This is a genomic window from Rhizobium sp. PL01, assembly GCF_033447125.1.
Classification (GTDB): domain Bacteria; phylum Pseudomonadota; class Alphaproteobacteria; order Rhizobiales; family Rhizobiaceae; genus Pararhizobium.
The window spans coordinates 227106-241477 of the sequence record NZ_JAWQUM010000003.1 but is presented as its reverse complement, the minus strand read 5'-3'; the positions used below and the strand labels follow the sequence as shown (position 1 = coordinate 241477).

Genomic DNA, 14372 nt, shown 5'->3' with positions numbered 1-14372 from the left:
AGCCTCCTGTCAGCAGGCGAGCGCATGAGACGGGGAGGTCACATCCCTGCGTTGATTACCGGAGCCTGTTTTGAATTTTCGCTCTATCAAGCGGCCCACCATAGGCAGCATACCGCTCAGCCTGCTGGTGGCCCTCTTCATCCTGTGCCTCCAGAATCTGACGTTCTGGAACGAGGCCTTCTATGTGTTCGGTGGCTTCCACCTGGGCTTCTACACGTTTGCCGCCGCGATGACCCTGCTTGTCTTTGCGGGCATGGTGATGTTCTCGGTCAAATACCTGATCAAGCCGTTTCTGGTGCTCCTCCTGATCGCCGGGGCGATGTCTTCCTATTACACGGACTTCTTCGGTGTGGTGATCGACAAGGAAATGATCCGCAACGCCGTGGTGACAACGCCACAGGAAGCCGGTCCCCTGATCACCGCTGCGTTTGTCCTTCACATCCTTATTTACGGTGTCGTGCCATCGATGCTGGTCTGCATGGTTCGGATCAGGCATCGTCCCTTCATCAGCAAATTCTTTGTGAACCTTGCGGTCATTTCGCTTTGCCTGTCGTTGTGCATCGGGCTGATTGTCTCGAACTATTCAGGGATATCGTCCAACATCCGGGAACACCGCGACATGATGGCCAAGCTCACGCCGTTTGCGGCCATCACCTCGGCCATCGGCTTGGGCGTCAGCACCTATCGCGAGATCGGCATCGTCCGTGCTCCACTCGGCACGGACGCCAAACTCGGCCCGCTCTATGCGCAGGCAAAAAAACCCGTCGTCACTGTTATCGTCGCCGGCGAAACCGCCCGTGCCATGAACTTTTCCCTGAATGGCTACAACAGGGAGACCAATCCCGAACTGAAAACGCTTGGCGTGACGAACTTCACCAAGACAACCAGCTGCGGAACAGCAACGGCCGTTTCGTTGCCCTGCATGTTTTCGGTCTATGGCAGGCAGGATTATTCCGACCGCAAGGCGCGGTCCACCGACACATTGATGGACGTTTTGCGCCGCGCTGGCATTGACGGCTATTGGTGGGACAACAATACCGGCAGCAAGGGCATTGCCGACCTCGTCAACTTTGCCAGCCTGACCAAGCAGAAAAACAGCCCGCTCTGCAAGGACGGCGAATGCCTCGATGATATCTTCCTCAGCAAACTCGATGAGAAGCTTACCGGCATCACCAAGAACACCGTCATCGTGCTGCACCAACTAGGCAGTCACGGTCCGGCTTATTTTCTGCGGTACCCGGAAGAATTCCGCCGCTTCCAGCCCGATTGCCGTACCCCGCAGCTTTCCGATTGCTCACGCGAAGAGATCGTCAACGCCTATGACAACTCGATCCTCTATACCGATCACAATCTGGCGGAGGTGATCAAGCTTCTGAAAAAGCATCAGGACAGTGTCGATGGCGCGATGATCTACATGTCTGATCATGGCGAGTCGCTCGGCGAGAACGGATTGTTCCTGCATGGCGCGCCCTATATGTTCGCTCCCACGGAGCAGACCCACGTCCCCTTTATCGCCTGGTTCTCCGATCAGTATGCCCAATTGACGGGCCTGGACCGGAGCTGTCTTCAGACCTACGCCGACGCCCCGACCTCGCACGACAACCTGTTCCACACCGTGCTTGGGATGATGAATGTCATCACGAAGGTCTACAACCCGACCCTTGATGTGTTTGCAGCCTGCCGCTCGACAGCGATAGCAGCCCCGATCGCGCCGGAATCGTAGAGCAGAGGTTCGGTCACGCGGATAGGACGCTATGGCTCATCTGCTCTGCAGATCGGCGGCGCTGCTTGCCGGCCGGGGTATCTGAGGAATATGCGCCGGATGAGGGCGCTTGATATCCAGGGTCGAGGGCATGGACAATTCAGCTTCCAGAAGTGCCATCTCGATGAGGAACACAAGCATCCTTTTGTCGCTACGTTCGGCGCTCATCTTCGAGGCCTGGAGAAGTTCATAGGTCAGATCTTTGGTTCGCATATGTCACGTCCCGTATCGATTGCCCTCTGAAATTAACCAATGCAACTTACGCGAGGCTTTCCAGCTTCAAACACCCCTTGATGGTGATCAGTCTTGGCCCGGCTGCTGGGCGGTGGGCGGCCATGCCGGGCGGCTTATCAGCCGCTCGGCAGTTCCAGCACGTCACGCCTCGATTTGCACATCCCCGATCGGGCGCGAACAGCAGGCGAGGATATAGCCCTCATCGATTTCGTCGTCGAGGATGCCACCATTGTGGTTCATCTCGACCTCTCCTGAAATCTTCATCACCCGGCAGGTGCCGCATAACCCGCCCTCGCAGGCAGCGCCGATGCGGACGCCGGCCGAGCGTGCCGTCTGCAGGATGGTCTGGCCGGGCTGACACTTGGCGTCCTTGCCGGCCATGGTGAAGGTGATGGTGGAGACTGCTGCTGCGTCCACCTCCCCCGCTCCGGCGCGAATGGCAAGCTCTGCCGGATCCGGCGCGTTGGCCGGCTGAAAACTCTCTTCATGATAGCGGTTCATGTCGAAACCGACACTCTCGAGCATGGATTTGACGCCGCGCATGAACGGTTCCGGGCCGCAGCAGAACACGGTGCGTTCGCGGAAATCCGGCGCCAGCAGCGCCAGCTTGGACGTCTCGATGCGGCCACGCAGCCCGTGCCAGCTATGGCGCGGTGCATGGGTCTCGACGATGAAGCCGAGATTGAGGTTCGGCATGTTGCGCGAGATGTTTTCCAGTTCGTCGCGGAACAGCAGATCGTCCGGCTGGCGGGCGCAGGAGAGGAAGGAGACGTCAGTCTGCGGGGCGCAATCGGCCATCCAGCGGGTCATCGACATCATCGGCGTGATGCCGGACCCGGCGGAGATGAAGAGGTATTTTGCACCGGGATGGCGCACGAACGAGAAGTCGCCGAGCGGACCGAAGGCTTTGAGTTTCATGCCCGGTTTCAGGTTATCAAACATCCAGCGCGTGCCGATGCTCGACGCCTGGGCCTTAACGGTGACGGCCACGGAAAACGGCCGCGACGGCGTCGAGGACAATGTGTAGGTGCGCATCACCGGATCGTCTGGCGTCACCGGTAGCTCGAGTGTGACGAACTGGCCCGGCAGATATCGGAACCAGCTGTCCTTGTCGGCCTTGAAGCCGAATGTCATCACATCCGGCCCTTCGGCGGTGACGGAAATGCACTCCAGCAATTGCTGCCGGTCATTGAACGGCTGCAACTCGTCGAAGTGCCGGAAGGATGAGGCAATCGTCATGTCAGGCGACCCGAACCAGAGGAGTGGAGATCGAGCTGCCCTTCAGGCGATCCGCCAGGAAGTTTGTGTACCATTCGACGAACTGCATCACGCCACCCTCGTGTTCCGGCGAATAGGGGCCGGGCTGGTAGGCAGGCGAGCGGATGCCAAAGGCATTTTCCTCGACGATCTGGCGGTCCTGATCGTTGGTCTCGGTCCAGACGTGGGTCAGTTCCTCGAGGTTATAATCGACGCCTTCGACCGCGTCCTTGTGCACCAGCCATTTGGTGGTGACCTGGGTGAGTTCCGGGCCGAGCGGCAGGACGCGGAAGGTGATGGCGTGATCGGCCAGCACGTGGTTCCAGGTACTCGGATAATGGAACAGCAACAGCGTGCCGATATGGCTCTGGCTGACATCGTTGGAGAGTTGGCGCTTGACGGCGCGCTTTCCCGACATCGTGTAGCTTTCGGCACCCTCGATCAACGGCATGCGGGCAACACGGAACTGGCCGGATGGATCCATCTTGAACTCGCTCGGCAGGCCGGACGATTCGCAATGTTCCCAGTGAGCGGCGATGACCGGATCGTCCTTGGCGCCCTGCACGCCGGTTGCCGTCGGCGCTTCCGGGTAGGTGCGGCAGAGTTCCGGGTGATTTGCGGCGCAGTGATAGCACTCGCGGTTGTTTTCCCAGACGAGCTTCCAGTTGCCTTTCTCGATGATCGTGCTTTCAAACGCGACCTTGGTGTCCTTGAGATTGTGCGGCGTGACATAGGACGAGACCATGTCGCGCACCGGCTGGAAATCCATCGCCTCTTCGGCGAGGCAGATAAAGATGTAACCGCCGATGGTTTCGCAATGGATCGGTTTCAGGCCATGCTGGTTCTTGTCGAAATCCTCGCCCATCTGGCGGGCAAACAGCAGCTTGCCGTCGAGCTCATAGGTCCACTGGTGATAGGGACAGACAAGCTTGGCGGACGAACCCTTGGCGCCAGCACAGACACGCGAGCCACGATGGCGGCAGGAATTGTGCAAGGCGCGGACAGTGCCGGTGCGATCGCGGACGACCACGACCGGATATTCGCCAACCTGTACGGTGAAATAATTGCCGGACTTCGGGATTTCGCAGTCATGGCCGATGAACAGCCAGTCCTTGTACCAGATCTCAGTCATATCGAGCTTGTAGAGATCGGGATCGGTATAGAAAGCCTGCTCCAGGCTGTGCGTATCGCGCCGGTTTTTCAATTTGCGAAGGACTTCACTGCGGAGATCCATGGTCATTTCCTTGTGCTCGCCAACCTTTTTGAAGGGTGCTGCAGGCAGGAAAGGAACCACCGCCGCGCCGGGAGAGCGCGTGATTATCGTGGTTCTCCTTCCGGCTGCCCGCCGCAACCCAGATATCAATTTCGCTACAAGGCTGGTTTCCGGGCTCTGGAGCTGTCCTTGCGGACGATCCCGGCGCCTTCCCGGATTTCTCCAGTGGCCTTTTGCCGAGGTTTCGCTCCACCACCGTTGCGGGGGCAGCGCCGGATTTCGACCGGCTTCCCAATTCTCCACCCTCCCTATAAAGGCGGCACCTTGAGTGTCTTCATCTAATCCTCACTTCCGGTAATATAGCCGCCAATTAACGACATCCGATTCCAGAAAGACGACACGGAAAATATTGCGTGAAACAACGCTGGGGTCTGGCTATTTTATAAGCAGAAACAATGTCATCCGCCGAATATTCGGCAAATGGCGCCTTTTCGGCCAAACGCCGTTTCAATTGGCACAAACGGCCCCTCATTGCGACATTCAACGCCGCCAGCGGCGCCCCTGCCGACGTCGCGCGCAAGCCCCGTACCATGGCACGCGGGTAGCGTGACGAAAGACTGCGTTAACCCTGACAATGTAGCCTCTTCCGATCAAGCGTTTACGCCCCGGCAATGCCTTGTCCGCATTCCGTCGCATTCTGGTACAGGCCGATGTCAAACTTGAGATATTTCGATTCTGCCGTGGTCAAGAAACCGGCTCCCTTGCCGAAGGCGGCGATCTATACCGAATTCCTGCGGACAGGACGGATCAACCGGCACCAGCAGGAATGGAGCGCCGTTGAAAAACGCTATCTGACCCATCAGGAAGTTGCCACCCGCACCGGCAAGAAGCTCGAAGTCGCCGGGAGCGTGACGCATGACCGGATCAACAGTTTCCACCGTTCGATCCGTTTTCCCAAACTGCTTTTTCACCGCACGCTCGCCGATAGCCCGCATCTCGGCTATTGCCATGTGACGGCAGCGCGGACGAAATTCGCCAAATTCGAGGATGTCCGCTGGTCGTTCTACATTGCCAATTTCTTCTCTGATATCGGCGACGACCAGCATTTTTTCGAGAAGATCAAGATCGGTTACGCGCGGATGTATTTCGCTGTCGCCACGGAGATGGACGCCGAGGCCGGAAAACTGACCGTCAATCGTGCGGTGCACGACAACGGCCTGTTGTTTCGCACCCGCGATCCCAAGGAAGCGCTGAAAAACGTGCTTCTGCTCGGCGCCCGCAACTCAGAGCTTCGCAAGATCATCGGCAGCCTCTGATCACTGCTTGTAGATCAGCCAGTCGCGCCCGGGCGGCTGCTCGCTTTCGGCGCCGTGGACGACCGTCTGGTCTCCGCCCTTGCCCTGCGCCCTGGCGAGTGCCTTTTCCGCCGTGCCGACGAGATCGAAGGCGTTGCTGGCGTCATCCGACATGCATATGCCCACCGAAAGCGTCACGCAGCCAAGATCGCGCCCGGTCTTTGGGTGCTTGAAATGCGTGCCGCGCAAAGCCGAGCGCAAAAGTGCCAAGAGCCGCACCACTTCCCGCTCCTCGCCCGCGTTGATCAAGAAGCCAAAACGGGTGCCGTCGAAACGGGCGACCAGCTCGCTTGACGGAAAGGACTGCTGGATAATGCCGCCGATGTGCCGTGCCAACGGCTCGGCCAAGGCGGCGGCCTGTTCTCCCGACAGGCGCCGGCTGGTATCGGGTTCGGCAATGGCGATGCCGCAGGCACGCGGCAGATCGGGATCGGCATAGACCTTGGCCAAGGCCTTGTTGAAGGCGCGGCGATTGGCAAGCCCGGTGACCGCATCCGAAAACTTGCGTGCTTCGAAGTCGGCAAGGTCTTTCTGCACGCCAGCGATGACGGTGGACTGGGCAGTAACGCTCTGCTCCAGCTCGGCATTATGCGACACCTGCCGCTCGGTGGCCCGCTTCAGCGCCTGGATGGAATTCTGCAGTGCGGCCTGGCTCGCGTCGTCGGAAACCACCAAAGCTTTGGTCGCCTCGCTGATCAGCCGTCCATAGTCGTCGAGCGAGTCTTTCTCACGCGCCAACAGGTTCATGAAATTGCTCATCTCGTCGCGCACGATCGTCGTCGATCGCGCCAGCACGCTGGCTTCATGGTGATGCGGTAGGTATTTGCGGCCAAGCTCGTCAAGCGCCGATTGCGACTTGTATTTGCCAAGGGCGATGAAATCGCGAACCAGATCCGGATTGGCACCAGCATAGGCCTCATAGACGAGCTCGTAATTCCTGGGGATGGCATCGATGCCCATCTGATGCATGGCAGTGGCGATGCGCAGGGCAAGATCGTTCGGCATGGATTTCTTGTTGGCCATAAGGGCTCCGGCTGAGTGCAGAAGAGGACGGCTAGCATGTGCGGCTTTCCCCGCGGCTAATCGGAACTGTCGCATTTTAAGAAAGCTTAATTTCGGCTGTCGCGAAGCGGTACAATTGACGCCGGCCTTCAACGCGGCTGCGAATGCCCTTGGCAACGTCCGGCTTAGCCCTGTAAAGGAAACGCCGGAGCGCCTGCCGGTCTTTTCAAGAGGGCGCATTGACGTTTGGAAGCTTGATGGCCCTGATCATAGACACACGGACCGAGCCGGACCGAGCCCTGGCGATCGCCTGCGAGACGCTCGGCGAAGGCCTACCAGTCGCGATCCCGACGGAAACGGTCTACGGACTTGCGGCCGACGCCACCAACCCCGACGCCATCAGCCGCATCTATGAAATGAAGGGCCGCCCGCGCTTCAATCCGTTGATCTGCCATGTCGCCGATTTTGCCATGGCCGAGGCACATGTCACCTTCGATCCGCTGTCGCGACGGTTGGCCGAAGCCTTTTGGCCGGGTCCGTTGACGCTGATCCTGCCGATCAAGCCGGACAGCAGCGTGCATCCGCTCGCATCAGCCGGTCTCGACACGCTGGGCATCCGCATGCCGGAGGGATTTTCACAGCAAGTCATCAAGCGTTTCGGCAGGCCACTGGCAGCGCCCAGCGCCAATACATCGGGCAAGATCAGCCCGACCAGCGCCGCCCATGTCGAGGCCGATCTTGGCGGCAAGCTGAGACTGATCCTCGATGCCGGTTCAGCAGAAATCGGGCTGGAATCGACCATCATCAAAGTCGAGGGCGATGAAATTCGGCTTCTACGTCCGGGCGGCCTGGATGTCGCCGATATCGAGGCACTGACCGGGAAGACGGTTTTGCGGCCGGACACGGCAGGCGCTGCAATCGAAGCGCCGGGTATGCTGGCGTCGCATTATGCGCCGGGAGCTGCCGTGCGGTTGAACGCAACAGATGTGAAACCCGGTGAGGCGCTGATCCGTTTCGGCGGCACGCCGTTGCCTGGCGAAGAGAACGCCGCTGAAATCCTCGACCTCAGCCCATCTGCCAATCTGCGCGAGGCTGCCGCCAATCTGTTTGCCTTTATGAAACAGGCCGATGCCTCCGGAGCCCGGACCATCGCCTTCGGCATGATCCCGAACGAGGGACTTGGCGAGGCGATCCTCGACCGGATCGAACGCGCTGCTGCGCCACGGGAATGACCCTATGACCAACGCCCTGCCCTCCGCCGATCTGATCGCCCGCTTCGCTGCCATCGTCGGCGAAACGAATGCGCTGACAGATCAGGCCGACATTGCGCCTTATCTCATCGAATCCCGCGGCCTCTACCAAGGCAACGCACCGCTGGTGCTCAAACCCGGCAGCGTCGCGGAAGTGTCTCAGATCCTCAAGCTTGCCAGCGACACCGGCGTCGCGATCGTGCCGCAGGGTGGCAATACCGGCCATGTGGCAGGGCAAATCCCGCGCACCGGGGCTGATGATATCGTCCTGTCATTGGAGCGGCTTAATCGTATTCGCGATGTCGACCCGGTCGGCAATGTCATCGTCGCCGATGCCGGCTGCATTCTTGCGGATATTCAGAAAGCGGCGGAAGCGCATGGCCGGCTGTTTCCGCTGTCGCTCGGTTCGGAAGGCTCCTGCCGGATCGGCGGTAATCTGTCCACCAATGCCGGCGGCACCGCCGTGCTTGCCTATGGCAATATGCGGCAACTCTGCCTTGGCCTCGAAGTTGTGCTCCCGACCGGCGAAATCTGGGACGGATTGCGGCGGCTGAAGAAGGACAATACCGGTTACGACCTGCGCGACCTGTTCATCGGCGCCGAAGGCACCCTCGGCATCATCACCGGTGCGGTGCTCAAGCTGTTTCCGCAGCCGCGCGGCCATCAGGTTGCCTTTGCCGGCCTGAAAAGCGTTGAAGACGCGCTGGCCCTGTTCGACAAGGCCTCAAGCCTCTGCGGCCCGGCTCTGACCGGATTCGAGCTGATGCCGCGACTGGGTGTCGAGTTCACCGCCAAGCACATTCCGGGCGTGCGCGATCCGATGGAGACGGTTCATGCCTGGTACGCGCTGATCGACATCTCGACCTCGGATTCCGCCGAAAGCGCCGAGCGGATGATGCAGGCGCTGCTCGAAACTGAAATTTCCAGTGGCCTCGTCGAGAACGCCGTTGTTGCCACAAGCGAAGCACAGCGCAAGAGCCTCTGGCACATGCGCGAAAGCATGTCGCCGGTGCAGAAGCCGGAGGGTGGGTCGATCAAGCATGATGTCTCGGTGCCAGTTTCCAGCATTCCGGCGTTCATGGCGGAGGCAGATATTGCGGTGATGAAGGCCATTCCGGGGGCCCGCATCTGCTCGTTCGGGCACATGGGCGACGGCAACATTCATTATAATATTTCGCAGCCGATTGGGGCCGACAAGGATCAGTTCATCGGCCGCTGGCGCGAGATGAACGCCATCGTCCATGGCATCGTCCTGAAATACAATGGCTCAATCTCGGCCGAGCACGGCATCGGTCAGTTGAAGCGCGACGAACTGGCAGAGGTGCGCTCGCCGATCGAGATCGATCTGATGCAGCGTATCAAGCATGCCTTCGACCCCGCCGGGATCATGAACCCTGACAAAGTGCTGAAGGCCTGAAAAGCCAGGATTAGAAGCCGCCGAGACGCAGCTGTGACAGGCTGAACAAGGTATCGGCGCTGATGCCACCGCCACCGCCCGACAGGATCAGTTGGGCGCCGGAGACATCGACATTGTTTTCGACATCGTAAAGGGCGGTAAAGCGCAGTAGCAGCTTTTCCAGCTTTTCCGGATCCTGCAGATCCTTCACGTCGAGCACGCGGTTGATATAGGCATATTGTACATCGACATTGGCGCTCGACATCGCCTCCGGGATGCTGAACGCCGTCCGGACGACCTGCATCAGCGCACCGTCGGCCAGGAGATCGTAGGCGGTGTTAACGCCCGTCGCCTGACGCCGGAAATAGAGTGCGAGCCGCACACCGGCATTGTCCTCGCCCTTTTGTTGCTCAAGGCTCTGATTGAGGTAGAGGTCCTCGGTTTCCAGAAGCCCGCGCTTGGTCTGTATGCCGAGGTCCGGGCGGGCCAGATTGCCGCTGCTGTCAAAATTGTAGGAGGCGACGAGTTCCTTGTAGACCGTCGTGTTCGGCTCCTTATTGATGAAGCTGTTCGGATCGTTGAAGTCGGATTCGAACATCTTGCGGAGATAATCGGTCGTCACCGTTTTCGGATCAAGCTTGGCGGCGACAAGCACAAAATCGACCAGGCGGCGGTTGGACAGGAGATCGTCGAGCGATTTGATCTTTTCGACCTCGGCGCTGTAATATTTCGCCTCCGCAGTCGCCTTGGTCTTTTCATCGTCCGTAGCGAAACGGCTCTTTTCGATGACATAGGACTTGGCGGTGTTGAGGATTTCGGATTCCGCCTGCGCCAGCATCGGCACACCGGCCGACCCATCCGCATTGAAATTGAACGCCTTTGCCAACTGAAGATAGCGGTCGTCCTTCAGTGTATAGACATAGCTCTTCGGATCAGTGAGATCGCTGGTCAGCACCTTCTTGATCTTGCGCGCCGTGTCGCCCTCGTTTTCGAGACCGACGGCGGTGAGCGCCAATTTCATGATCTTGTTGTCTGAGAGCAGATCGTCGACATTCGAGACGATTTTCATCAGGCTTTTGAAGGAGTTGATCAAGGTTTGATCGGCAGCTTCATCGGCGTCATTGTAGCGCACCATGTAGTTGTCTGAGGTCGACTTGGTCTGCGCCGCCGTCTGCGGTTTATCACCGGCCGCCAGCGTGCCATCGGCCTTGAAATTGAACGCCGCCCTCAACTCCTTGTAGGCGGCGTTGTATTCTCCACCCTTGGTGTTCACGAAGCTGGTCGGGTCGTTCGGATCACTTTTCAGAATGCTTTCGAGCGTCGCGACCGTGGTGCTGGACGGCAGACCGAAAGCTGTCAGAATGTAGGAATAGAGTCGGCTGTCACCCTTGATTTGTCCAACCGTGGTGATGGTCCCGATCGTATCCTCATAATAGGACTTGTGCAGCAAGGCGACCGATATCGTCGCGCGCGGCGCCTTGTAGGCATAGACTTCCTTGGTTGCCTTGAGGCTGTCTGCGGCCTGCGCCGTTCCGCCGGCGGGTACCGACCCATCCGCTGCGAAATCGTACATCAAGGCCAGGTCCTGAAAGACACCGAGCCGCGCAACCGTAGCAGTGCTCTCCGTCTGCTTGGCCTCCAAATCGGCACCGTAGAAGTTCACGCCCTTCATGGTCTTGAGCGCGGTTTGACGCTGCTCGATCTGCGCCTGAAACCCAGCCCGCTCCGCCTCGGTGAGACCGGGCTGGGCCATCTGTGTCTTGAGCCCGGCGATTTCGGCCTCGACGCCGGCATAGGCGTCGATATTGCTGGTCATTTCCGGGAAAGCGGCATTGATCGTGGCAATGTTATTCTGCAGGGTGGTTTTTTCGGCCTGCAACTTCACCCTGTCTTCATCCGATGTCTCGGGCAGTGCCAGCAAGGCGTCGATCTTGGGGATGCGCGTCTGAGACTGTATACGGCTCGTCAGGGCGGATAGGGCTTGAGTGGATGAAGCCTTGGTCGCCACGGCGTCGGCCAGAGCCGGCGCGAAATTTATATTAAAATAGCTGTTCGGGTCCTTGAGATCGCTGACCAGCGCGCCGCGTACCTGGGCATAATTGAAGGTTTTCTCGTCAACACCGAACACCTGGAACGCATAGGATCGTAACCTGTCATTCTGCAGGAACTGATCGACGTTGGTGATCTTGCCCATCATTGTATCGTAGTAGCTCGTCTCCTCGGCCATCTTTGAATCGATGTTGGAGACTGTCCGATTATACAGACCGATCAGCGCGTCTTCCTGTGCATCACTTTGGACCACCTCGGTCGACACGGAGAAACTGAACGCCCTCGCGAAATTTTGGTAGCGATCATCCGTCAGTCTATTGGCGTAGCTGTCGTCGTCGCTGAGGTCACTCTCCAGGACCTTACGCATGAAGGCCTTAGCATAAGTCATGTCTTCCAGGCCATGCGCCTTCATGGCATAGGCATAGAGCCGGTAGTCACCGAGGAACTCGTCAATCGACGTAACGTTACCGATATTGTCTTTGTAATACTGCGTTTCGCGGGCGATCAGTGTCTGCTGCGACGTGCGCTGAAGGCTCGTCTTCATGTCGCGCGTGAGGAGGTTGTAGTCGATGTATGTTGAAACCATTGCCGCTCTGCCGATCGTCTGAAATTGCACGACGCTAAGGCGTCCGGATGGACGCAATGCCGCGCAGTGCGGCCATAATCGGCATCACAATCGCTGGTCTTGCTTGTGCGTGGCTTTTCCTCAACCCGGCGGTGCGGGACCAAGGGGTCGGAAAAATGCAGCCGATTTTCTTCAGATTTGAGAAACCCTGCTGCGTTGGCCTTTGCTAACCATCAGGAAATGCAAAGTTTTTTAACTGCGATTTTTAAGTGGTCTCAAACGCGCTCCGCCTATCCTTGGCTCACAGAGGACGAAAAGTCCCGACGAGAAGACCGGGAACCGGCTCTCAAGGAAAACAAGGGCGATTGAAATGCTGAAAACACTTTCACAACCGGCTTGGGTTGAAACCACACTGCGAATGGATCCGAAACGCTTTCCCCAGCAGGCAAGCTACACCTTGCACGGACAGTCCAGCAATGTCACCATAAGCCTGGACGAACGTGGAGCGGTACTGCGCAAGGTTTTGCCTTCCAGCGGCTTGCCACTGTCGATCGCGCTGCCGGCACGTGCCTTCAAGGGCGTCGCCGCCCGCGCCATAGACCATGGAGACGGAGAAGTGACCGTGACGCTTGAACTGCATCATGATGACCCGGATCTCTGCATCCCGCTTCTGGTCGCCCATGACCTTGCCGATATTGCCGCCGATTGGCGCACCTGGTCGGAGGCCTACCGAATCCCGATGCTGATGGTCGAAGCCGACGGCGTCGCCCGCCCGTTGGAAGATCATCTCGGCGAAGTCCGCACCCGCGATATCAAGCCGCGCCGCCGCCATTCACTGTTCAACGATCGCCGCCCGCGCTTCCTGATGCGCCGCGCAACCGGCAGTCTGGGTGTCAACATGAAGATCGACGGCCGCGAAATCATCGCCCGCAACTGACTTTCGACACATTTTCCGAGCCTTCCTCCAGTGCAAAAGACCGGCTGTCCCTGCGGCCGGTTTTTTGTTTGTATTTTCAGCCTCTTAACTGAGCCTTTGGAAAACCTTGGTAGCGCCTTTTTGATGCCACAGGCAGATAGCACATTGCCGGCACGAGAAGGAGACAGATCATGCGCACATTCATTCTTGCGGCCATCGCCGCCTTTTCCGCCCGCTTTGCCAGAACGAAGAAGAACCCCGACGAGGAATTGAGCTGGGCTTGAGTTGTTGACGCCCGGCGCCTTTGCGCTCAAAAGTGCTGCGCGGTAACGGTTTTACTGCGGTGGACCCTGCCCTCCGGCCATCCGGAGGGCTTTTTTATGCAATCCGGACCAGCAGCGCGGCACAAAGTCCAACGAAAAGGATCAGTCCGACAACGTTGTTGAACTTGAACAAAGCCAGACACTGAGCGGCATCGTGGATATCCAAAACCAGGATTTGATAAAACAGTAGAACCGCTGCAACCAACAGGCCGACATAGGCCAACAGCCCCGCCCCCGCGAGCGCAAACGAGACAAGCAGCAGCAGGATCGCCAGACCGTAGAGGCCGAATAGCCACGGGCGCGGACGATCGCCAAACCGCCGCGCGGTCGAGCGCACGCCGATCAACTCGTCATCCTCTTTATCCTGATAGGCATAGATCGTGTCGTAGCCGACCGTCCAGGCGATGGCAGCGGCATAAAGGAAGACAGATGCCAAGCCGATCGTTCCAAACTCCGCCGACCAGCCCATGATCGCGCCCCAGGAAAAGGCAAGGCCAAGGAAGAATTGCGGCCAGTCGGTAAACCGCTTGGCAAACGGATAGACAGCCACGAAAATCAGCGAGAAAACGCCGAGGAAAATGGAAAAGCCGTTGAACTGCAACAGCACGATCAGACCGGCGAGCGCCTGCAGCACCATGAAGACCTTGGCCTGCCGCCGCGTGACACGGCCAGACGGCAATGGCCGTGAGCGCGTGCGCGCCACTTCCATGTCGATATCGTGGTCGACAATATCATTATAGGTGCAACCGGCACCGCGCATGGCGACGGCACCGATGAAGAACAGCAGAAGATGAAAGACGAAGCGGCCGGACGAAAAGGTACCAAGCGAGGCCGCCGCATTGGCCGCCAGCGCCACCGACCAGAAGCACGGCCACATCAGCAATTGCCAGCCGATCGGACGATCCCAGCGGGCAAGCTGCGCATAGGGCCAGAGCGGCCTTGGCAGCACGCGGTAAACCCAGTTGTTGGACGGCGCATCGTGGACGCGCCCGGAATCGGCTGGACGTGTATTCATGCCGTTTGTTTGCAGCGCGGATGATCCCGGGTCAA

11 protein-coding genes and 1 riboswitch are annotated in these 14372 nt (G+C 58.8%); of the genes, 5 read left to right on the top strand and 6 right to left on the bottom strand.

From position 1 onward, the window contains the following. The first annotated feature begins 70 nt into the window (after positions 1–70). Positions 71–1723 carry a phosphoethanolamine--lipid A transferase gene (locus tag R6X40_RS08885; RefSeq protein ID WP_318412755.1) on the top strand — a complete coding sequence of 551 codons (1653 nt, stop codon included), beginning with the start codon at positions 71–73 and terminating at the stop codon, positions 1721–1723. Positions 1724–1759: 36 nt separating this feature from the next. Here the strand turns inward: R6X40_RS08885 and R6X40_RS08880 are convergent, their stop codons facing one another. The 3 genes from R6X40_RS08880 to R6X40_RS08870 all read right to left on the bottom strand — a co-directional run bounded on the left by R6X40_RS08880 (position 1760) and on the right by R6X40_RS08870 (position 4487). Further along, positions 1760–1975, bottom strand: coding sequence for a hypothetical protein (locus R6X40_RS08880; RefSeq protein WP_318412753.1), 216 nt, complete (start codon positions 1973–1975; stop codon positions 1760–1762). Between the two features lie 162 nt (positions 1976–2137). After that, positions 2138–3235, bottom strand: a complete 1098-nt coding sequence (locus R6X40_RS08875) for a hybrid-cluster NAD(P)-dependent oxidoreductase (protein ID WP_318412751.1) — start codon at positions 3233–3235, stop codon at positions 2138–2140. Between the two features lies 1 nt (position 3236). Continuing rightward, positions 3237–4487: an aromatic ring-hydroxylating dioxygenase subunit alpha gene (locus tag R6X40_RS08870; RefSeq protein ID WP_318412749.1), complete on the bottom strand. Its 1251-nt coding sequence runs from the start codon at positions 4485–4487 to the stop codon at positions 3237–3239. A 122-nt stretch (positions 4488–4609) separates the two neighbouring features. Continuing rightward, positions 4610–4808, bottom strand: a riboswitch (cobalamin riboswitch). 368 nt (positions 4809–5176) lie between these two features. Here R6X40_RS08870 and R6X40_RS08865 point away from each other — a divergent pair. Continuing rightward, a complete protein-coding gene (locus R6X40_RS08865; protein WP_318412747.1) occupies positions 5177–5782 on the top strand; it encodes a DUF6656 family protein in 606 nt (201 codons plus the stop codon). On the opposite strand, the gene R6X40_RS08860 is transcribed toward R6X40_RS08865, so the two are convergent. Further along, the gene (locus R6X40_RS08860; protein ID WP_318412745.1) at positions 5783–6844 is read right to left on the bottom strand and encodes a diguanylate cyclase domain-containing protein; all 1062 of its coding nucleotides are present in this window, start codon (positions 6842–6844) and stop codon (positions 5783–5785) included. A 236-nt stretch (positions 6845–7080) separates the two neighbouring features. Here R6X40_RS08860 and R6X40_RS08855 point away from each other — a divergent pair, with 236 nt between their 5' ends. Together R6X40_RS08855 and R6X40_RS08850 are read left to right on the top strand one after the other, a co-directional pair. Continuing rightward, positions 7081–8055 (top strand): L-threonylcarbamoyladenylate synthase, encoded by a 975-nt coding sequence (locus R6X40_RS08855; protein ID WP_318412744.1) that lies wholly within the window; start codon positions 7081–7083, stop codon positions 8053–8055. 4 nt (positions 8056–8059) lie between these two features. Then, on the top strand, positions 8060–9490 hold the full coding sequence (locus tag R6X40_RS08850; RefSeq protein WP_318412742.1) for an FAD-binding oxidoreductase: 1431 nt from the start codon (positions 8060–8062) through the stop codon (positions 9488–9490). A 10-nt stretch (positions 9491–9500) separates the two neighbouring features. On the opposite strand, the gene R6X40_RS08845 is transcribed toward R6X40_RS08850, so the two are convergent. Then, a complete protein-coding gene (locus R6X40_RS08845; RefSeq protein WP_318412741.1) occupies positions 9501–12104 on the bottom strand; it encodes a DUF1217 domain-containing protein in 2604 nt (867 codons plus the stop codon). A 349-nt stretch (positions 12105–12453) separates the two neighbouring features. Between R6X40_RS08845 and R6X40_RS08840 the strand changes: the two genes are divergently transcribed. Continuing rightward, entirely contained in the window at positions 12454–13020 is a 567-nt protein-coding gene (locus tag R6X40_RS08840; protein WP_037106261.1) for a DUF6101 family protein, read from the top strand. 357 nt (positions 13021–13377) lie between these two features. Here R6X40_RS08840 and ubiA read toward each other — a convergent pair whose 3' ends face one another. Continuing rightward, positions 13378–14337 (bottom strand): 4-hydroxybenzoate octaprenyltransferase, encoded by a 960-nt coding sequence (gene ubiA / locus R6X40_RS08835; protein WP_318412740.1) that lies wholly within the window; start codon positions 14335–14337, stop codon positions 13378–13380. Between the last annotated feature and the right edge of the window lie 35 nt (positions 14338–14372).